Origin of the sequence: Paenibacillus hunanensis (assembly GCF_034055775.1) — a bacterium.
Taxonomy (GTDB): domain Bacteria; phylum Bacillota; class Bacilli; order Paenibacillales; family Paenibacillaceae; genus Saccharibacillus; species Saccharibacillus hunanensis.
In genome coordinates, this window is sequence record NZ_CP139194.1 from 5,070,306 (window position 1) to 5,088,795 (window position 18,490).

The 18,490-nt window shown below is 46.1% G+C and carries 15 protein-coding genes; 6 read left to right on the forward strand and 9 right to left on the reverse strand.

What is annotated here, in order from left to right:
• Window positions 1-60 precede the first annotated feature (60 nt).
• Together SK066_RS20670 and SK066_RS20675 are read left to right on the forward strand one after the other, a co-directional pair.
• Window positions 61-714 carry a DedA family protein gene (locus tag SK066_RS20670; RefSeq protein ID WP_320542825.1) on the forward strand — a complete coding sequence of 218 codons (654 nt, stop codon included), beginning with the start codon at window positions 61-63 and terminating at the stop codon, window positions 712-714.
• A gap of 208 nt (window positions 715-922) precedes the next feature.
• Window positions 923-2,380 (forward strand): stalk domain-containing protein, encoded by a 1,458-nt coding sequence (locus SK066_RS20675; RefSeq protein ID WP_320542826.1) that lies wholly within the window; start codon window positions 923-925, stop codon window positions 2,378-2,380.
• Between the two features lie 47 nt (window positions 2,381-2,427).
• Here SK066_RS20675 and SK066_RS20680 read toward each other — a convergent pair whose 3' ends face one another.
• The 3 genes from SK066_RS20680 to SK066_RS20690 form a co-directional block, all read right to left on the reverse strand.
• Window positions 2,428-2,667 carry a hypothetical protein gene (locus SK066_RS20680; protein WP_320542827.1) on the reverse strand — a complete coding sequence of 80 codons (240 nt, stop codon included), beginning with the start codon at window positions 2,665-2,667 and terminating at the stop codon, window positions 2,428-2,430.
• A 191-nt stretch (window positions 2,668-2,858) separates the two neighbouring features.
• Window positions 2,859-3,323: a thioredoxin-dependent thiol peroxidase gene (gene bcp, locus SK066_RS20685; protein WP_188775671.1), complete on the reverse strand. Its 465-nt coding sequence runs from the start codon at window positions 3,321-3,323 to the stop codon at window positions 2,859-2,861.
• A 312-nt stretch (window positions 3,324-3,635) separates the two neighbouring features.
• Window positions 3,636-4,055, reverse strand: coding sequence for a universal stress protein (locus tag SK066_RS20690; RefSeq protein WP_320542828.1), 420 nt, complete (start codon window positions 4,053-4,055; stop codon window positions 3,636-3,638).
• Window positions 4,056-4,444: 389 nt separating this feature from the next.
• Between SK066_RS20690 and SK066_RS20695 the strand changes: the two genes are divergently transcribed.
• Together SK066_RS20695 and SK066_RS20700 are read left to right on the forward strand one after the other, a co-directional pair.
• Complete coding sequence (locus SK066_RS20695; protein WP_320542829.1) at window positions 4,445-5,002, forward strand: GNAT family N-acetyltransferase; 558 nt, start codon at window positions 4,445-4,447, stop codon at window positions 5,000-5,002.
• A gap of 651 nt (window positions 5,003-5,653) precedes the next feature.
• Entirely contained in the window at window positions 5,654-8,908 is a 3,255-nt protein-coding gene (locus SK066_RS20700) for an S-layer homology domain-containing protein (RefSeq protein ID WP_320542830.1), read from the forward strand.
• Window positions 8,909-9,115: 207 nt separating this feature from the next.
• Here SK066_RS20700 and SK066_RS20705 read toward each other — a convergent pair whose 3' ends face one another.
• The 3 genes from SK066_RS20705 to SK066_RS20715 are packed head-to-tail and all read right to left on the reverse strand — an operon-like array spanning window position 9,116 to window position 11,733.
• Window positions 9,116-9,904 carry an ABC transporter permease gene (locus tag SK066_RS20705; protein ID WP_320544932.1) on the reverse strand — a complete coding sequence of 263 codons (789 nt, stop codon included), beginning with the start codon at window positions 9,902-9,904 and terminating at the stop codon, window positions 9,116-9,118.
• A 10-nt stretch (window positions 9,905-9,914) separates the two neighbouring features.
• On the reverse strand, window positions 9,915-10,709 hold the full coding sequence (locus SK066_RS20710; protein ID WP_188775675.1) for an ABC transporter permease: 795 nt from the start codon (window positions 10,707-10,709) through the stop codon (window positions 9,915-9,917).
• Complete coding sequence (locus SK066_RS20715; RefSeq protein WP_250343752.1) at window positions 10,702-11,733, reverse strand: ABC transporter ATP-binding protein; 1,032 nt, start codon at window positions 11,731-11,733, stop codon at window positions 10,702-10,704. The genes SK066_RS20710 and SK066_RS20715 overlap by 8 nt, the downstream gene beginning before the upstream one ends.
• 439 nt (window positions 11,734-12,172) lie before the next feature.
• Between SK066_RS20715 and SK066_RS20720 the strand changes: the two genes are divergently transcribed.
• Both SK066_RS20720 and SK066_RS20725 read left to right on the forward strand, forming a co-directional pair.
• Window positions 12,173-13,294, forward strand: coding sequence for an LCP family protein (locus SK066_RS20720; RefSeq protein ID WP_320542831.1), 1,122 nt, complete (start codon window positions 12,173-12,175; stop codon window positions 13,292-13,294).
• A 602-nt stretch (window positions 13,295-13,896) separates the two neighbouring features.
• Entirely contained in the window at window positions 13,897-15,213 is a 1,317-nt protein-coding gene (locus tag SK066_RS20725) for a glutamate-1-semialdehyde 2,1-aminomutase (RefSeq protein ID WP_320542832.1), read from the forward strand.
• 149 nt (window positions 15,214-15,362) lie between these two features.
• Here the strand turns inward: SK066_RS20725 and SK066_RS20730 are convergent, their stop codons facing one another.
• The 3 genes from SK066_RS20730 to SK066_RS20740 form a co-directional block, all read right to left on the reverse strand.
• Window positions 15,363-15,968: a YjgB family protein gene (locus tag SK066_RS20730; RefSeq protein ID WP_320542833.1), complete on the reverse strand. Its 606-nt coding sequence runs from the start codon at window positions 15,966-15,968 to the stop codon at window positions 15,363-15,365.
• 73 nt (window positions 15,969-16,041) lie between these two features.
• Window positions 16,042-16,629 carry a TetR/AcrR family transcriptional regulator gene (locus SK066_RS20735; protein WP_188775680.1) on the reverse strand — a complete coding sequence of 196 codons (588 nt, stop codon included), beginning with the start codon at window positions 16,627-16,629 and terminating at the stop codon, window positions 16,042-16,044.
• Between the two features lie 113 nt (window positions 16,630-16,742).
• Window positions 16,743-18,185, reverse strand: a complete 1,443-nt coding sequence (locus SK066_RS20740; protein ID WP_320542834.1) for an aminotransferase-like domain-containing protein — start codon at window positions 18,183-18,185, stop codon at window positions 16,743-16,745.
• Between the last annotated feature and the right edge of the window lie 305 nt (window positions 18,186-18,490).

The window sequence follows — 18,490 nt, forward strand, 5'->3', positions numbered from 1 at the left end:
ACAGAAACGCCACTTCCTTGTACTATACTAAAGATCATTCTAGCTTTTGGAGGCAATCTCATGGGAATCGTGCAATATTTGGAGTCTTTATTCACGCATCATGGCTATCTGGTGCTCTTTCTCGGCTTGCTGCTGGAGTTTATCGCGCTCCCTTTTCCAGGTGAGACGACGATGGCGTATGCCGGATATTTATCGTATATGCAGCATTTGAATTTTGGATTTGTTTTACTATGTGCATTTGCAGGCACGACAATCGGGATGATGATCACGTATTTTATCGGTAAAAAGGCAGGCTTGCCCTTTATGCGTAAATACGGCAAATGGATTTTACTGCCTGAGCACAAGCTGGATAAAGCGCAGAAGTGGTTTAATAAGTATGGTTATACGCTCGTTTTCGTTGGATATTTTATTCCGGGGGTGCGCCATTTTACAGGGTACTTTTCCGGGATTATGAACTATAAATTTTGGCGCTTTGCGGCGTATGCGTATAGTGGTGCTTTTTTATGGGTGCTGACGTTTACGTTGTTGGGGAAGATTTTCGGGCCGCAGTGGAATCAGATCTTTCACTGGATTCACGAGTATTCGGCTGAAGCGATTGCGATTATTGTGGCGCTAATTATAGCGGCAGTGATCGTGAAGTATCGTCGGCAGATGGGAATTTATCTGGTGGATCGATTTGGGAAAAAGAAGTCAGAGAACTCGTCGGAGGAATAAGACGACCGGGTACACGTATAGGAGAAGGAGCAACGTTTATCATTTAAGCGTTGCTCCTTCTCCTATTTACCTTATATTGAGATGGATACGATTGGACGGTATCCGCATACTGTTATCGCTATATTCAAAGTATTATTTTGTACATTGGAATTAGATAATATATACTCTTTATGTAATAAAAACCATATCTCATCAGGAGGAACATGAAATGAAGTTACGTCAGTACATCCTACCGTTGTGTATTTGTTTTTGTCTTAGTCTATGGTTACCTGTTCAAACAACAGCAGCTCCAAATAGTACAGCACATGCACTTCAGTCGATCGTCTACATACAAGCTTCATCCTACAATGCTTATGCTATCGATAATAAAGGAACGACATGGACATGGGGAGGAGCTGGAGGCTATGGAAAATACGCTGGCACAGGCGATACCTATCTTCATTCATCACCCGTTTCTTTTCCAGACTCCACTACGAAGTTTACTAGTATTGCTAGTGGTTCTGGTGTATATTCAAGCGTACTTACAGACGACGGGCTTGTCTATACCTGGGGTGTAGATGATCCGGGTGATCAAAAAGGAGCTTCTCCCGTACAAGTCCAAGACTTGAAAAATATGACCTCGATCGCTACAGGCGAAAAACATTTTCTCGCTTTGGACAACACCGGACAAGTATGGGGATGGGGATCTAATGATGCTGGGCAATTAGATAAAGCAACCATGGCTACCATGGCAGTCGTTAAAAAACCTATACGCTTATCCGCACTCCATCATGTTAAAGCCATTGCGTCCCACAATAATTATTCTATTGCTTTGAAAAATGATGGTACCCTCTGGGGCTGGGGTTCGATTGATGATTCGATTACTAAATTTATTGCTCCACCGACCTTGTTGGGAGATGGGCAACATATCACCTCCATGCACATCAATGATGGCCGAATTGTAGCTACGAACACGAAAGGTCAAATCATCTATTGGAATTTAACTAACGCTCATCCTAAGCCCTACATTCTTAATTTTAAATCACCGGTGATTGCAACAGACAACTTTGTATCCAGCTATATGTATTTCATTACAAACGATCATAAAGTATGGAAGATTGATCCAGTAGACAGCCCCCATTCTCCTCAACCAATATCGGGATTGAAAGATATTATTCAAGTTGTATCTGGAGACGGCTTCACACTGGCATTGGATAAAAACGGAATCGTGCATAGTATGGGGATCAATGATGGTGGACAGCTTGGAGTAGGAGATCCATTCTTAAAATATAGTCCGGATACTCCTTTGATCGTTCAAAAGGCAATCGCTATCCAATTGAATGGACAGCAGCTTCGTATGCCTAACCCTCCAATCTTCATACAAAACGCCGTCTATGTACCTGTTCGAGGTCTGTTCGAAAAAATGAATGCAACGGTCAAATGGGAGCAAAAGAATAAAAACGATGTATGGGTTACAAGCGGTTCTACAACCATTCAACTAACCAAGGGCAAAAATACCTCTATTGTTAACGGCAAGGAAGTGCCTTTATCTGCACCTCCTCAATATGCGAATGAGAGCATCTTTATTCCACTTCGCTTTATTTCAGAAACGATTGGTGCTCATGTGAATTGGAACAGTGCCGACTATGCGGTGACAATTAATACGAATAGTTCCTCAAAACAATAGTTTTCGCTGTAAAATGAATGATATTTCTATAATTTATAATACTGCTCCTACACCATCTTACATCCATTCGAACGCATACTGAGCAACAACAGCACAACGATCACAATATCCGCTATCGTAATTGCATAAAACAGTGTTGAAGTCATCGGCTGGATCAACAGCGATAATACGATCGTACTAACTGTCATACCAAAGTTCTCCAGGCGATAACGACCGGGACGGCGAAAAACGCGATAGGCAAGGACAATAATGGTATACAGGATGATGGCGGCAATCACATAATTCATGCTGTACCTCCTTATTGATGTTACGTTTAATATGTATAAATAAACACTACTATCTCTAATCAGCATACCCCATTTTGCATATATGCGCAAAAAACCACCACCCGGTCGCTTACCTGCGGCTCGGGTGGTGGTTTTTTGTATGCCTCTTCAACGATTGCCTATCGTTCATATCGTCGTTAATACTATGCGTCCTACGCCTGGATCGCTTCTAGCACGGCATTCACATGTCCTTTGACCTTCACATTACGCCATTCCTGCTGTAGATTGCCTTCTTCGTCAATCAGGAAGGTGGAGCGCACGATGCCCTCGTATTCCTTGCCATACATCTTTTTGAGCTGCCAGACTCCATATGCTTCTGCTACAGCATGATCGGGATCGGCAAGCAGTGGAAACGGTAGCTCGTGCTTGGCGATAAATTTGTCATGCGACTTGACGCTATCCGGGCTGATGCCGAGTACGACAGCACCGTGTTGTTCGTAGCCTGCGGTACTATCGCGGAAATCGCAGGCTTCCTGCGTGCAGCTGGAGGTATTATCCTTCGGGTAGAAATACAATACAACTTTGCGTCCACGATAGTCGCTCAAGGAGATTTCTTTACCACCGGATGCCTCCAGTGTAAAGTCCGGTGCAGGCTGTCCAATTTGCAATTCACTCATGATCATAGCTCCTTTTCAATATACGGTTAGGTCTTGCAGGTATGCTCTCATGTATATAATAGTAGAAAGCTGATGCTGTGAAAAGAATCGCTCCGCGCATGTCTTCTCTTCTCGCCATTGCTTGGAATATATGGATGATAGAAGAACGAGTAATCGGATATTCTCGTTTACTTTACCTACATTACACATTGAGTGTGAATTATCAAAATGCTGCTATCGCTCGTGTCGCTGCAAGTGAAATTATATCCGATTATTTACCTGGGTATGACCCAATCTACCTGGCATGAAATTACTCAATTGATACGACTCCATCTACTTCACGATTAACACCGGACAATGAGCGCGCTTAACCACCTTATGGCTCACACTGCCAAGTACAAATTCCTGCAAGGCATTCAAGCCACGGGTGCCGATCACGATGAGGTCTACATTATTAGCATCCGCGTATTTTACGATTGTTGGGCCAGGCTCGCCTTTTACCGTGGTCAGCTTGGGCTGCAACTCCGCTCCAGATAGTACATCCAGCACAGGCTGTAATCTCTCCTGACGGTAAAACTCGATCTCCTCATGGTTCGGTGAATGTAGCACTTCGTCTCGTATTCGATCTGGATCGATAACGAGTAGCACTTCGATGAATGTGTCTGTACTCATACGTGCCAGCTTCACCGCTTCATTCGCCGCTCTGACCGAGTTATCTGAGCCATCAGCAGCAATAAGGATATGCTTGTACATCGTGAACACTCCTTTTTGGGCATGGTAGCCATTCGCGTTATGTCGCGTTGCAGCTTATCGAGGCGAGGCGATATAACGCTCTTGATCATATATACCCATTTATCTACAGGCTGTTACGTGCACCGGGTGAGATGATACTAATCCGATGCTCCTATGTAAAATTGGGATCGTGTCTGTAGTATGCTAGTATAGAATGGTATCTCCCTACCTACATAGCTTGAGCTGGCTTTACGCTTGTACGCGATATCGTGTCACTCGTCTTATTTCAAAGAAATAGAATTCCAATGGAGTAAAAGGGCACAGGATCGCCGCTTTACTCAGTGCGTCTTTTACCAATACCCTCCCCCCATGCATCCGTTTGCCACACTCTGACAAAGGAGCTTGATCTCATGACCAAACTAGCTACCGTATTACAAAATGACCGCATACAGGTACGTCTGATCCACAGCGAAGACGCAGCCCAGATGTTAACGCTAGAAACGCGTAATCGTGAGTTTTTCCAGCAGTTTACGGGTACGCATGATGAATCATTTTATACACTGGAAGGACAGCAGCAGGTTACACAGACTCGTATCGAGCATGCAGAGCAGGATCATGGCTACTGGTTCGTGATTGTTCATCGTGAGACCGAGCAGATCATCGGCTATATTATGCTGACCGAGGTGGTACGAGCTAACCTGCAGAGCTGCTGGATTGGTTATTTTCTTGATGCAGCCTATAACGGGCAAGGCATTATGACGGATGCAGTGAAGCTGGTGGTGCAGTATGCGTTTGAGCAGCTCCATTTTCACCGACTGGAAGCAGGTGTCATGCCGCATAATATAGGCTCAATTCGTGTGCTGGAGAAGTCTGGCTTCGAACGTGAAGGGCTGGCACAGAAAAATGTGAAGATTAATGGTGTCTGGCAGGATCATGTGACGCTGGGGATCGTGAATCCGAACGATTAAGGCAAAAGAAAAAGCATCTCTTTCATACGATGGCGACGGCTGATAATGCCGTTGTGTCGTTGATGAATAGAGATGCTTTTTGTTGATGAACCGAGATGCTTTTTAATGTATGCCTGTAATTAGGTGGTCGTGGCTTCTCTTGCTGACTGGCTTCTCATACACAGGAAAACTTATCATTCAGATTAACATGTCCTATTCCTTTTTTGCCAGCTGATTGGGTACAGATAAAAGATACGAATATACGTGTTTCAGTATACTATAATTCACCAGACAACTGGTTGACATAATATATATACCATTATGGTATCTACAAAAATATCATTATATTGATGACGTTAATTTCAATTATAGGTTAAGCAACTAATCTATATAAATAAACGCATAATATTTAATTTTTTGCAATTATCCTGATTTTTATTTATATGTTAATCAGCAAAAATGCTGATATATCAACGAAAAATTAACTTAATCTCTACTTCAATTAACAACGTCTATATATATCCATATTTTATGATAAATTTAATAATTATACTTTTTTATAAAAAATACTAAATTATTGATCACAGCTTCCGACATATAATAGCGGAGGGTAACATAACTCCACTCCAACATCGTTGTGCAAACATAACTTATATACGAGGAGCGTTCATTTTGAAATTAGTTAATCGTCAGAAATTCATCGCTACTGCCATCATTCTAGGTATCGCGACAACCCCATTTACATCTTCTCTCTTTTCATCCACCTCCACTGCTTTTGCAGCAGAAGCAGGCACACCTTCCGTAACTGAAGTCCGTACACTCGGATTGATGACAGGCAATGCAAAAGGCGATTTTATGCCAGAAAAAGTACTCACACGTGCTGAAATGGCTAAAATTCTATGTAATATTTTTGAACTAGATGTACAACCCGCTTCCAATACATTATATCTCGACGTCTCCGCTGCAAACTGGAGCGCACCTTATATAGAAGCCGTACAAAAAGCTGGCTATATGGACGGTACAGGCGAGCTGTTCCATCCGAATCAGGCAGTTACTCGTCAGGAGTTGATCACGTCTCTGGTCAAAGCGATGGATCTGCATAGTGACAGCAACAATGGTGCTACACTAAGCTCGATGGATGTGGCACGTTCGTATGGACTCGCGATCGCAGATAACGCTACGGATGCGAATGCTCCGCTGAATCGCCAAACAAGTGCCGATCTGTTCATCCAGCTGCTGGATCATCCGGTAGGTCAGGTGGATGCACAGGGCAACACAGTGCGTGTTGGTAACATTCCATATAGAGTGAATGGCGATTTGCAGGGACTGTTCGGTGTAGAGAATGGCACTGTACTTAAAGGCGCCAAGCTCGATATTGACCGTAGTCAGCGTACCGTAACTCATGTGAATACGATTGAGCTGAACAGCAATGGCGGCGTGTTCGATGGCAAAGGAATTTCTTTTAACGGTAATCTGACCGTCAACGGATCGGTGACGCTGAAAAATATTCAGTCTACAGGTAATCTGCAAGTGAATGGAGATGCGAATTCCACACTTACTACACAACTCAGCAATAGCAGCTGGGCAAATGTAGTTGTCTCTTCGCCAACCTCAATGATTCAAGCTTCAGGCGATTCCAAGATTGGCAAGTTAACTGTGAATAATATAGCAACAGTAAAAACAAATGATTCTGCTTCCATTCAACAGCTCGTCATTCAATCGAATTTGAAACAGCTGACACTGGATGGCCGTGTGGATGAACTGGATGCTTCGCAATATGACGGTAACCCACTTGTTACCCTACAGCCTTCCGCTGGTATCGGAAATATCAAGCTATCTGATACCAAAAAGACGACTGATATCATTCGCAACTATACCGAACAGAAGTCTAACGTATCTAACATCAATGGTACGAAAAATACAGATGCGATCTCTTCTAATACTGCTGCAACAGGCAACAATATTAATCCAAAGAAAAAAGATAAAGACAAAACATCATCGATTATCAAGCTGGATGTATCTCGCTTGCTGGACGGCATTGATCAAGCGAATGACCTGCTGACGCATCCTAAACTTATGCCTGAGCTAGAAGAATTACCAACAACCTGGAGTGATATGCTACATCAAGCAGTGCTGGATGCTAAAGCGGCGTTAAATCAAGACAATCCTACACAACAGGATATTAATACTGCTGCTGAAGCGATGGCCAAGGCTAATCAACGGTATGCTGCTTCGCAAAATGCGCTCTACAGTTACTATGATCTGTTTACGACAATTAGAAGAATACCTATCAACTATACAGATGCAGGACGCTTTGATTTCAAAGAACGTCTGAGAGGCTTCGGACTGGACTACTACAATCCGTCTACAACAAAAGAGCAATTTGACGAGTATACAGCGGCAATTGCTGACATGAAGATGCAATTCGAACAAATCCAGCATATTGATTTTACTGAATTGAATGTCATGCTGAATAACATTTACGATCTGGCTCATATGACAAAAGATCCTCAAGATTCTACAACATTAACTGAAATGTATTATCGTTATATGGATAAGATGCATAAGTTGATGACACAGGATGAAGTCAATGCGTTGTTGCAGCAACTGACGCAAGAATTCAGTGCCAGCGGCTTGGATCGTCCACAACACGAAGATATCGACTATCATCAGAAACTGCTGTCACTCGTTAATGAAGTTAGTCAAACCTTATATAACAACAATAATGACCTGGAACGCTATATGGAAGGCGACTTCTTCTCTATTGATATCGCTGTACGTACTGCTTCCATGTCATTGTGGAAAGAAGATCCTACTGTATCTCCAGAACAAGCCTATCATACGCTGACTGAAGCCTGGAAAGTGTTCAAGCCTGCCTATGAGATGAAATTAACTGAACTGCGTAACAGCGTAAGCGAGCAAATCGTTCAATTGGATGATGCGCTGACTAAGTACGGCAAATATATGCCAGAATATGATGCACAACAATTATCATCACTGCGATCTCAGGCACAAAATTTGCTGGATACAAACTCTACCAGTGTAAGTCAACTGGGTTATATGCAATCCAATATTAGCCGTATGCTAAAAAATGCGAACCTGAAGGATCCAACTCGTCTGCTGGTGTTGATTGATCAGGCCAAAGCAGAATACCAGAAATATAGTAAATACCATCGTGACTTCTACAGCCAGGAGAGCTACAAGGACAATATGAGATTCAGCAGTGCGATTAATTATGCCGAATCCATCATTGTGAGCGAGAATGCAACACAAGAAAATATCATTGAGCAAGAAGGCATTCTGCAAATGGCGCTGGCAGACTACAGCACCGACTGGATCACAGAAAGCATGATCTACAACATGGTGAGTAGTGCGCATTATAGCTTAGATCGTTATGGCAATCCGTCGAATCCGTATTCTGTACGTCTGCAAAAAGCGGTCGATGCGATGGAGTCCGGGCAATCTGCCAACCCGCGTCTTACGTTCCCAGAGCTGCGTGATCTGTATGTCAATCTGGTAGATAAAAAGGTTGCCTTTGAACAGCATCCAGATGCAGTGGAGGAGCCAACTCCAGATTCGTCTACACCAGAAGGGGGAGGGATTTCCGATTCTCCTACGACTACACCAAATGATCCGAATCCGTCTTCTACAAATGAGCAGCAGCCAAGCTCGAATAATGAAGAGACGCCTAACTCAGGTTCAACTACTGAGCCACAGGCTCCTGCTACAGAGGAACCAAGTACAGGTACAACACCCGTTTCAAGCAATGAACCATCGGATCAACCTGTGAATAATGATCCGCAACCAACAGTAATCGAGCCATCGGATCAGCACTATGATTACAACCGTCCACCACAGCCTAGTGAGGAAGCTCCGGCAGCAACGCCTGTGATGACGCAAGATCCGAACACCACAGAAACTCCTTAATATCCCTCAGATAGACTGAACTGTATGGAACGAAATGAGCTTCAAAACGTTCACTTCGTTCCATCAGCCTTCGATATCCCTCTCACATCCTCCACTATAAAAAACGACCTTTTCTCGAGACTTCATTCGAGGAAAGGTCGTTTCTTTTATAGGTATAGAGGCAGTTTACGAGTATAGAGAAAGTTTATACGTATAGAGAGAGGTAGCTTACGAGCCTGCCCCACGATACCGCTTCACACCCGTATTCCACAGGAGCAGACTGGCGGTAAAGAAGATCAGCCCCATCACCGGTGTCAGCCATGCCATCGTCAGCATCTCCTGACGTTGCAGGAACAGTGCCGCTGGATAGATGCCTACAAATGCAAACGGCAATACCCATGTCAGTACAATCTGGATCACGCGGTTATAGATCGTGATCGGATAGCGTCCGTAGGTCTGAATATTCACCATCAGCGGAATGATGCCGGTTGGTGAATCCGAATAAAACGATACCGACGTTAATATAATGTAGATTCCAGCATAGATGAGCGTCGAGCCAATCACCATCAGGATCATAACAGGGACGAACCACCACTGCATATCCAGCCCTAGCTGCCCACCGCTCCAGATCATAATGATCAGTCCAATCGCCGAGCCGATCAATGAAGGCGGGTCTAGATTTTCCAAAAAAATCTGAAACAGACTATGCGCCGGACGGGTGAGAATGCGATCCATCTCGCCCTTTACAATATACCGATCTCCGAAATTCCACAGATTAATAAAGCAGCTATACAGTCCATATGGCACCATAAAGTAGCCATACACGAACACAACCTCAGCTTCGGTAAAGCCGCCCAGCGTCTCGGTATGAGCAAACACAACGAAGATAAAGATCAGATTGGTTGCCTGAAACAGCAGATCCGAGATCACTTCGACCCAGAAGTCGGCGCGATACGTCAGCCTTGTTTTCATATAATTCGTAAAATACTCCCAGATCAGCCCAACATAATATGCGATTCGCATCGACTCAACCTCCCTGCACGAACAGTCGTACCCGGGCGGCACGCCATACGATAATCATTGGCACAAGCAAAATCACAAACCAGAGCACCTGAATACCCAGCACTTCCAGAATGCCTGTCCCCTGTACACGTCCTGTAAATACCGAGCCCGGCAAGTACGTGATCGCCTGAAACGGCAAAAAGTTCATAATCGACACGAGCCAGCCCGGGAAGAAGCTAATCGGAATGAGCAGCCCGGAGAACAGATCGACCACAACACGCTTCATACGCATCAAACCATCGTTATTTTCGATAAAAAATGCCATCAATCCAACGAGAATATTAAGCTGTGTATTAATAAGGAAACTAAAAAATAGCATCACGAGAAATCCAATCCACGATACCGGGCTTGTCGGCAACTGCACCGGAAACAGTATAATCGCAATGATCATGCCCGGAATCATAAACATGGTGAACCGGAACAGTCCCTCGCCAAAGCCCTGCATCATTTTCACGAGCAAATAATTGTACGGACGGATAAATTGAATCGCAATCGTACCATCTCGAATCTCGGTCGCAATCTCCCGATCCAGATTGTTAAAGTAAAAGGCACGCGCCATCCATGATACCGCCACATAGGTCGTCATCTGTGCCGCTGTGAAGCCAGCCAGTTGCTCCTTGCCACCATAGATTGCTTGCCAGGTAAAATAGTACACCCCAATATTGAGCGTATACACGAGAATGCCGGAATAATAATTCACCCGATACGCCAGCATCGTCAGAAAGCGAATTCGGATAAAGTCGAGATACAGACTAGACATGAAGGATGCCTCCTGCTCCCGGCTTCTCCGCTGATCCTGAGCTGTAAATCTGGCGTACAATCTCATCCGTACTCGTCTCGGAAATCTGTACATCCGTTACTTCAGCGGCACCGAGCACGCGTGAAAATAAATCCGATACCGCGGTATCTACCGGAATAAGCGCTGTAGCGACCAGTTCACTCTCCTGTGTCCATGTGACAGGCAAGCCCCCCGTCCATGCGGTTAGCTCGGCTGCGGTCACCGCCTTACCAAATTGGAATCGTACCGCACGTCCACTGCCCCAGCGCGACTTGAGCTCATCCAGCCCACCATCGTAAATGATGCTGCCCGCATCGAGCATAATGACGCGTGAGCAGAGCGCTTCGATATCCTGTAGATCATGCGTGGTCAGCAGAATGGTTGTGCCCTGCGTGCGATTGAGTTCTTTTAGAAATTCACGAATTTCGGATTTGACCACGATATCGAGTCCAATCGTTGGCTCATCAAGGAAGACGATCGATGGATTATGCAGCAGTGCTGCTACCAGCTCACAGCGCATACGCTGTCCCAGACTGAGCTTACGCACCGGACGACTGAGCAGCTCCTGTAGCTCCAGACGCTCCACCAGCTCATCCAGTCGCTTACGAAAATCCGACTCGGATACGCCGTACACCTTACGTAATAATTGGAAGGATTCGATCACACCGATATCCCACCAGAGCTGACTGCGTTGCCCGAAGACGACACCGATGCCGTTGACGAATTTCTCACGCTCCTGATACGGAACGTAGCCGTTGACGCGAATGTCACCTGAGGTCGGTACGAGAATACCGGTGAGCATTTTGATTGTAGTCGATTTACCGGCACCATTTTCACCGATATAGCCGCAGATCTCTCCCTGCGGAATCGTAAAGCTAATATCATTGACCGCAGCTACCTCGCGATATTCTCTAGCGAACAGGTCTTGCAGCGCGCCCTTGAGCCCACCGCGGCTTTGCTGGATGCGGAAGTTTTTGCGTAATTGATGAACCTCGATTGCCTGCATAGTGCACTCCTTTGTGACGGCGTAATCGTCGCCGTGTGATCTATAAAATGGTCTGCCCACTTGAGTAGAGACTGAGCCTGCGGAAGGTCTGTCCATCCTATTCATGACAAAATCGATGTAAAATGCTGCGTACAGCAACAGGATTGTCATTTTTATTCTCTTTTTTTCGTCACCAAACCGCCGTATGATAGGGTACAGAAAAAGAGGGATTGACAGCAGCATATCCGCCTGTTCCACCGCTATGTCAGAATTGATTGTTGCCCGAAAAGAAATTATAATGTACGGGTGTTGTTAACACAATGCAAAGCTATTAACTTTTATCCGCCATGCATATCGCAGATGCATAGGCACGAAGTGTCTCTGTGCAGTTTTTGTTTGTCCGAATATGAGGTACAACCTTATACATCGCGAAACCCCATCCTTGAAAGGAAGAACGTGCATGAAATCAAAAACAAAGCGTACGCTGTTATGGAGCCTGGGCATTATCGCCGTGGCGGTCATCGGCTATGCCATTTATTACTTTACAGCAGTGTATAACCAGATTGGCGCTCTGCAAAAAACAGGCGGCGATTCTCCATTCAAAAATATACCGACCAATACCGCTGTTGCAGCTGCTCCTCCCGTATGGGAAGGAACCGAGCCCGTTAATATTTTGCTCATGGGCGTCGACTCCCGTCAATCAAATGACGGCGAAGTGCCTCGTTCGGACACCATGCTTGTTGCCTCGCTTGATCCGGTGAAAAAGACGATCCATCTGTTCTCGATCTTGCGTGATACGTACGTCGACATTCCGGGACATGATCAGAACCGTATCAACTCGGCGATCACACATGGCCCAACAACCGCCATGCAGACGGTAAGCGATGTGCTCGGTATTCCAGTGCAATATTATGTATACACCGACTTCCAGGGCTTCATTAAACTCGTCGATGCCGTGGGCGGCATTGACTTTAATGTAGAAAAGGATATGCATTACGTCAGCGCAGCAGATAAGCATGAGTACGATATCGATCTGAAAGCCGGCATGCAGCATCTGGACGGTAAAACAGCATTGCAATACGTTCGTTTCCGCCATGATGCCATGTCCGACTTCTCCCGTACCGAACGTCAGCGTGCCTTCCTGACAGCAGTCGGCGATAAATTAAAATCGACCACCTCGATTATGAACCTGCCAGACATTTTACAGCAGGTGAACCCATATATCGATACGAACCTGAGTGTCGACGACCTGTGGAAGCTCGCCAGCGTTGCCTACGATAGCAAAATGAGCGGCAGCGACCAACTCCCACCGAATAACCTGCTTGTTGAAAAGCATGTAGGCGGTGCACAGGTGATCGGCATCAGCAGCGAAAGTAAACTGAAACAATTCGTACAGGACGCTCTGAGCAAAACAACGACTGACCCTGTTCCAGTATCATCAGATGGCAAATCAGGTACTTCCACTGATCCAGAAGCAAGCAGCTCCACTGAAGGCTCCAGCTCGTCCAGTACACCATCATCCAGTACGACAAGCAATAGCTCTTCTAGCCCAGAATCAAGCTCTACATCATCCAGTAAATAAAGCATTCATGGCTAATCAATACTGCGTTTATTTCCAGTAAATAAACAATCCAAAGGAAGCTTCGTTCACCGAAGCTTCCTTTTTGTTGTCTAATCGCATGTCTAACCCGTTACAATTAGCGACTTGTCCCCATTTGTTCATACCATCGTCATTTGCCAATAAGGATGGTCATGTTAAAATAGATACGGTCTTTCAACAACGTAACGCACGGATTTAGGATTTAAGATTTAAGATTTAAGATGTGAAATTTAGAATCTAAAAATTAAGATTTTGAATTAAAGATTGTACATCTACTACTTGAGAGTTAGAAGCCCATCTAAATCTTACTTTCTAAATCTCACTTTTACTTTTCACTTTCTCTCTCGCTTTTCATTCCTCAAAATCCTTGATGTTGGATTTTAAATACAGGTGCGAGATGCACAGAACGAAGGGAAGGAAATAAGGGGAAAGGACGATTTTGGAGGGGCGGGAATCTTCACGTACTCCTCATCCAAAAGATTCCCGCGGCTCCACTGAGTCCGTCCCCTTATTCCTTCCCGGAGTGATCCACCTCAAAACCTCATAAACCCCAACACCATCCCAGTACAAAGGAGATTATACCCATGAACCGAAAACGTTCGGAACAATTATATGAACAGGCACTCCAGCATATCGTTGGCGGTGTGAATAGCCCATCCCGCTCCTTTAAAGCCGTTGGCGGTGGCGCGCCCGTATTCATGTCATCTGCTCGCGGCGCTCATTTCTTCGATGTAGACGGTAACAAGTATATCGATTATCTGGCAGCCTTCGGTCCGATCATCACAGGCCATGCGCATCCGCATATTACCGCAGCTATCACACGCGCAGCGGAAAATGGCATTTTGTACGGTACACCCACCGAGCTAGAAATTCATATGGCGCAAATGCTTAAAGACAGCATTCCATCTCTCGATAAGGTACGTTTCGTCAACTCCGGTACCGAAGCGGTCATGTCGACCATCCGTGTCGCGCGCGCGTACACCGGACGTACCAAAATTATCAAATTCGCGGGCTGTTATCACGGTCACTCCGATCTGGTGCTTGTTGCCGCTGGCTCAGGCCCATCCACACTTGGTACACCGGATAGCGCTGGCGTTCCAGCCAGTATCGCGAATGAAGTGATCACCGTACCTTTTAACAATCTGGACGGATTGAAAGAAGCGCTGGAGCACTGGGGCGAAGAAGTCGCCGCTGTGATGGTTGAGCCCATCGTCGGTAACTTCGGTATGGTGATGCCGGAGAAGGGCTTCCTTGAAGGACTATGCCGTATGGCACACGAGCACGGTGCACTCGTTATTTACGATGAGGTCATCACCGCGTATCGCTTCCATTATGGTTCAGCTCAAACGTATGCTGGACTCGATAACCATGACGAGATCACGCCCGATCTGACGGCACTCGGCAAAATTATCGGTGGCGGCCTGCCGATTGGTGCCTATGGCGGTCGCAAGCATATTATGGATCAGGTCGCTCCACTCGGCCCTGCCTACCAGGCAGGCACGATGGCAGGCAACCCAGCATCGATCGCATCGGGTATCGCCTGTCTGGAAGTGCTACAAGGTCAGGGCGTATATGAGGAAATGGAACGTCTGGCGATTCGCCTGACCGATGGCATCCAGTCTTCGGCAGAACGCTATGGTGTACCGCTGACCATTAACCGTATTCGCGGTGCGTTCTCGACTCACTTCTGCGATCATCCAGTGACGAATTATGATGAGGCACAGGATACGGATGGCGAGCAATTCGCAGCGTTCTTCCGTCATATGCTGGATCGTGGGATCTGCCTGGCAGCGTCCAAGTATGAAGCATGGTTCCTAACCACTGCCCATACCGATGGCGATATTGATCTAACGCTGGAAGCAGCGGATGAAGCAATGAAGCTGGTATCGCAGGGGAAATAAGATTGCTTTTCTTTTAAAAAAGAAATAGAAGTTCACAGAATAAGAAATAGAAGTTCATAGAGCAAATAGGCTCTCAACGCTTTACAACAAAACATCCCCACCGTATCGTCGGAATACGGTGGGGATGTTTGTGTATTTATAAGATACTATTATTTTTTCAGCAGATTAATATGATCCAGATCGGTTGGACTATTATAGATGAACTCCAGCTTATAGTCTCCACGGTTGTACGTCAGCTTCGTTTGCTTCTGGCCACCTGTGGTCATTGTCGACGTCGAGCTTGGTGCGTACCATGTTTTCTTGAGCACGCTCATCGTAATGCTGCCAATCGTCTGCTTACGCTCAACCTGTGTACCCAGATAGCGAATTTCCTTTAGCACATTCGCGCTGTTATAGGACATGGCATACCCTGGTGTACCCATCTCCGCATGATAAATATCATAACCGGATGCTGTCGTACGAGAGGTTGTCGGCTTGCCGTAGGTAGCAACAACCGTACCACGCGTCGTTTTGCCAACGACGAATTTGTCTACTGGATTGCCATTAGCAGAGGGGAGCATACCCTTCAATGCTGGCTTATAAAATGTGTTCAGCAGCGCGGCTCCTGTCATTTGCTGGCTCGCCGTGCTGCTTGTGCTTGCGGCATAGGCAGACGGTGACGTCAGGCTAGTGCTGGCAGCGAATGAACCAACGGTAGCGACTCCGGTTAGTGCGAGTGCGATTCCTGTTTTGTACATCATACTTGTGAATTTCATCTGGTATTCCTCCTTGATGGGCAAAGCCTAGAGTGTTCCCTTTTGATGTATCGTCTATATGATCTAAAAAGCATTACTGCTTTTTGATACCTTGAAATAACAGGCGAATCATCTTCGCCGTCGCTTCATCGTCTAGCGGCGGCTGATTAGACAGCATCCGATAGCTGGACGGTGAATGCAGCAACTCAATCGTCAGCATCGCATCGATCGTATCATCCAGCTCGCCACGCTCCAGCGCACGATTCCAGATGATCATACATTTGTCGTACAGCATGGCGCGTAGCCGTTCCTGAAAAGGTAACAGCATTTCCTGCCGACTCTGACTTTCCGCCATAATCTGTGCTAGTACACGTCCCTCTGGACTAGAATAGAAGCGATGCAGCTTACAGAACCAATCGATGTAATCATCCACAATATTGCCTGTGTTCATAATCGTGCCCTCGATCTGCACGTGATAGACAAAAGCCTCCATCGACAGCTGTACCTTGTCGCTCCACCAGCGATAGATCGTTGCCTTGCTCACACCAGCATGCTCAGCGACCTTGTCGATTGTCATTTTACGAAGACCGTGCTCCAATAATAGCTCCATTGTAGCCTTAAAAATGGCAGTTCTGGCTTTTTGACTGGGTGGTCTGCCAGGCTTACGCTTTGTTCCCTCCATAGCGAGTCTCCTTCACAATTATGAAACGAATAGTTCCGTAATTAAAATACACGTTTCAGCGATTAATGTCAAATTTGATCATGTTCAATTATACATATGATTCAGAACGCATTCTATTCATTACCCTGATTTACCGGATCTGCCGCATCACGTAAGGGGTTAGAATCGGGACGATCTGCTGTGCTGTTCATAGGTAGCGCAAGTGGCATCGCAATCAGTCGTCTCACCTGTGCCGCAACGATCTGTAAGGTAGGGGCGATACGCTCCTCCTGCACATTGGACACATTGATCCGTAGCCCATTCCAGCGATACGGACTATCCTTCATAAAATAACGATCCAGCGAATCCGCTACAATATTCAGCTCCTGTAATCGGCGGAGCAATGCCGACATCGGGAAATTATCCGGTAATGGCAGCACCGCGTGCACAGCATCGATATGATACACACGCGCAAATAATGGATCGCTTGCCGCCTGCTCGCAGATAGCCGAATGTAGCCGCTTCGTCCGTCTGCGATACGCTTCCAGCATCAGTCTGCGATAACGCGCATACATGCCATTTTTAATATACATCTGTAGCGCAGCCTGGGAGAGCACCGAGCTATCGATATCCAGTAGCTTTTTGTAGCGCGAGAAGGTTGCGGTCAGGCAATCCGGCAGCACGGCAACGCCGATGCGCAGACCGGGAAAGAGCATTTTGGAATAGCTTTTCAAATAAATCACATGATCAGAGCGATCGTACGCATATAGCGGATCGATGCCTGTATACTGCTCCAGATCAGCTAGATAATCATCCTCCACCAGATACACATCATATCGCTCTGCCAGTACGACCAGCTTCTTCTTATCGATCGCTGCCAGTGAGTGCCCGAGCGGATTATGGAAGCGCGGCATGATATAAAAGAACTTGATCTCTCCAGTCTGAAACCATTCCTCGATCTTCTCCATATCCAATCCGCAGGAGGTACGCTCGACCTGCACTACCGGTACGTTTAACGATTCCAGTAGCTCAATGAGTAAATGATAGCCGGGCTGCTCAATCATAATGCGTTGCTGTCCACCGGGAAATGGCATCATCGTCAGAATCGATAGCGCCTGCTGAACGCCAGATGTAATGTACAGATTCGATGGACGCGCAAAGACCTGCACGCGTTCCAGTTGCTCACGCACCTCATGTAATAAAGCAGGCAACCCCTGCGCAGTTCCATACGTGAATAGCTGATCTCGATACAGCTTCATCGCTTGATTCAAACAGCCCTGAAAATCATCGAATGGAAACAGCTCTGCCGCCGGTGCCGCTGAAGCGATATCGATCTGCTCCCCTTCTGCAATCGCAGGCGCAGTCTGATGCTGAGCGGCAACATAATACCCACTACGATCAACCACATACACAAAATGCTCGCGAATCAGCTGCTCATAGGCGCGAATCACAGTCGCGGCACTGCACGAATGCTGCTCTGCCATTTTCCGAATCGAAGGCAAGCGTGCCCCTGCTGGACGAATACCGGACACGATCTGGCGCTGTAACAATGCGGCTAGCTGTTCATGTTTACTCATAGTTGGTTCCTCCCTTGAAGTCGGCTTTTAATGAAATGGGCTTTTATATCACATCGAACAAACTAACGCCGAATCCGTTCTATTTACGCTTATTATAATTCTTTTACATGCTGATCTGCTCACTACAGTTCACATTCTGTACCGGTACAGTTTCAAAATAAAGCGGTTGTTGCCTCCTTGTTACAACGACTATATTGAGAAGGAATCAACACCCGGCAAGCAAACACATTGTGCACATGTGCTATGTTTCCGTTATCCAATTAATTATCTATATAGCACGGAGCATCGTACAAAAATCGATACGC

Bases quoted from the DNA above. Each gene is read 5' to 3' on its own strand.
- SK066_RS20710 (WP_188775675.1), bottom strand. From the start codon at position 10,709: ATGTCTAGTCTGTATCTCGACTTTATCCGAATTCGCTTTCTGACGATG.
- SK066_RS20675 (WP_320542826.1), top strand. From the start codon at position 923: ATGAAGTTACGTCAGTACATCCTACCGTTGTGTATTTGTTTTTGTCTT.
- SK066_RS20680 (WP_320542827.1), bottom strand. From the start codon at position 2,667: ATGAATTATGTGATTGCCGCCATCATCCTGTATACCATTATTGTCCTT.
- SK066_RS20720 (WP_320542831.1), top strand. From the start codon at position 12,173: ATGAAATCAAAAACAAAGCGTACGCTGTTATGGAGCCTGGGCATTATC.
- SK066_RS20730 (WP_320542833.1), bottom strand. From the start codon at position 15,968: ATGAAATTCACAAGTATGATGTACAAAACAGGAATCGCACTCGCACTA.
- bcp (WP_188775671.1), bottom strand. From the start codon at position 3,323: ATGAGTGAATTGCAAATTGGACAGCCTGCACCGGACTTTACACTGGAG.
- SK066_RS20715 (WP_250343752.1), bottom strand. From the start codon at position 11,733: ATGCAGGCAATCGAGGTTCATCAATTACGCAAAAACTTCCGCATCCAG.
- SK066_RS20670 (WP_320542825.1), top strand. From the start codon at position 61: ATGGGAATCGTGCAATATTTGGAGTCTTTATTCACGCATCATGGCTAT.
- SK066_RS20735 (WP_188775680.1), bottom strand. From the start codon at position 16,629: ATGGAGGGAACAAAGCGTAAGCCTGGCAGACCACCCAGTCAAAAAGCC.
- SK066_RS20695 (WP_320542829.1), top strand. From the start codon at position 4,445: ATGACCAAACTAGCTACCGTATTACAAAATGACCGCATACAGGTACGT.
- SK066_RS20740 (WP_320542834.1), bottom strand. From the start codon at position 18,185: ATGAGTAAACATGAACAGCTAGCCGCATTGTTACAGCGCCAGATCGTG.
- SK066_RS20725 (WP_320542832.1), top strand. From the start codon at position 13,897: ATGAACCGAAAACGTTCGGAACAATTATATGAACAGGCACTCCAGCAT.
- SK066_RS20690 (WP_320542828.1), bottom strand. From the start codon at position 4,055: ATGTACAAGCATATCCTTATTGCTGCTGATGGCTCAGATAACTCGGTC.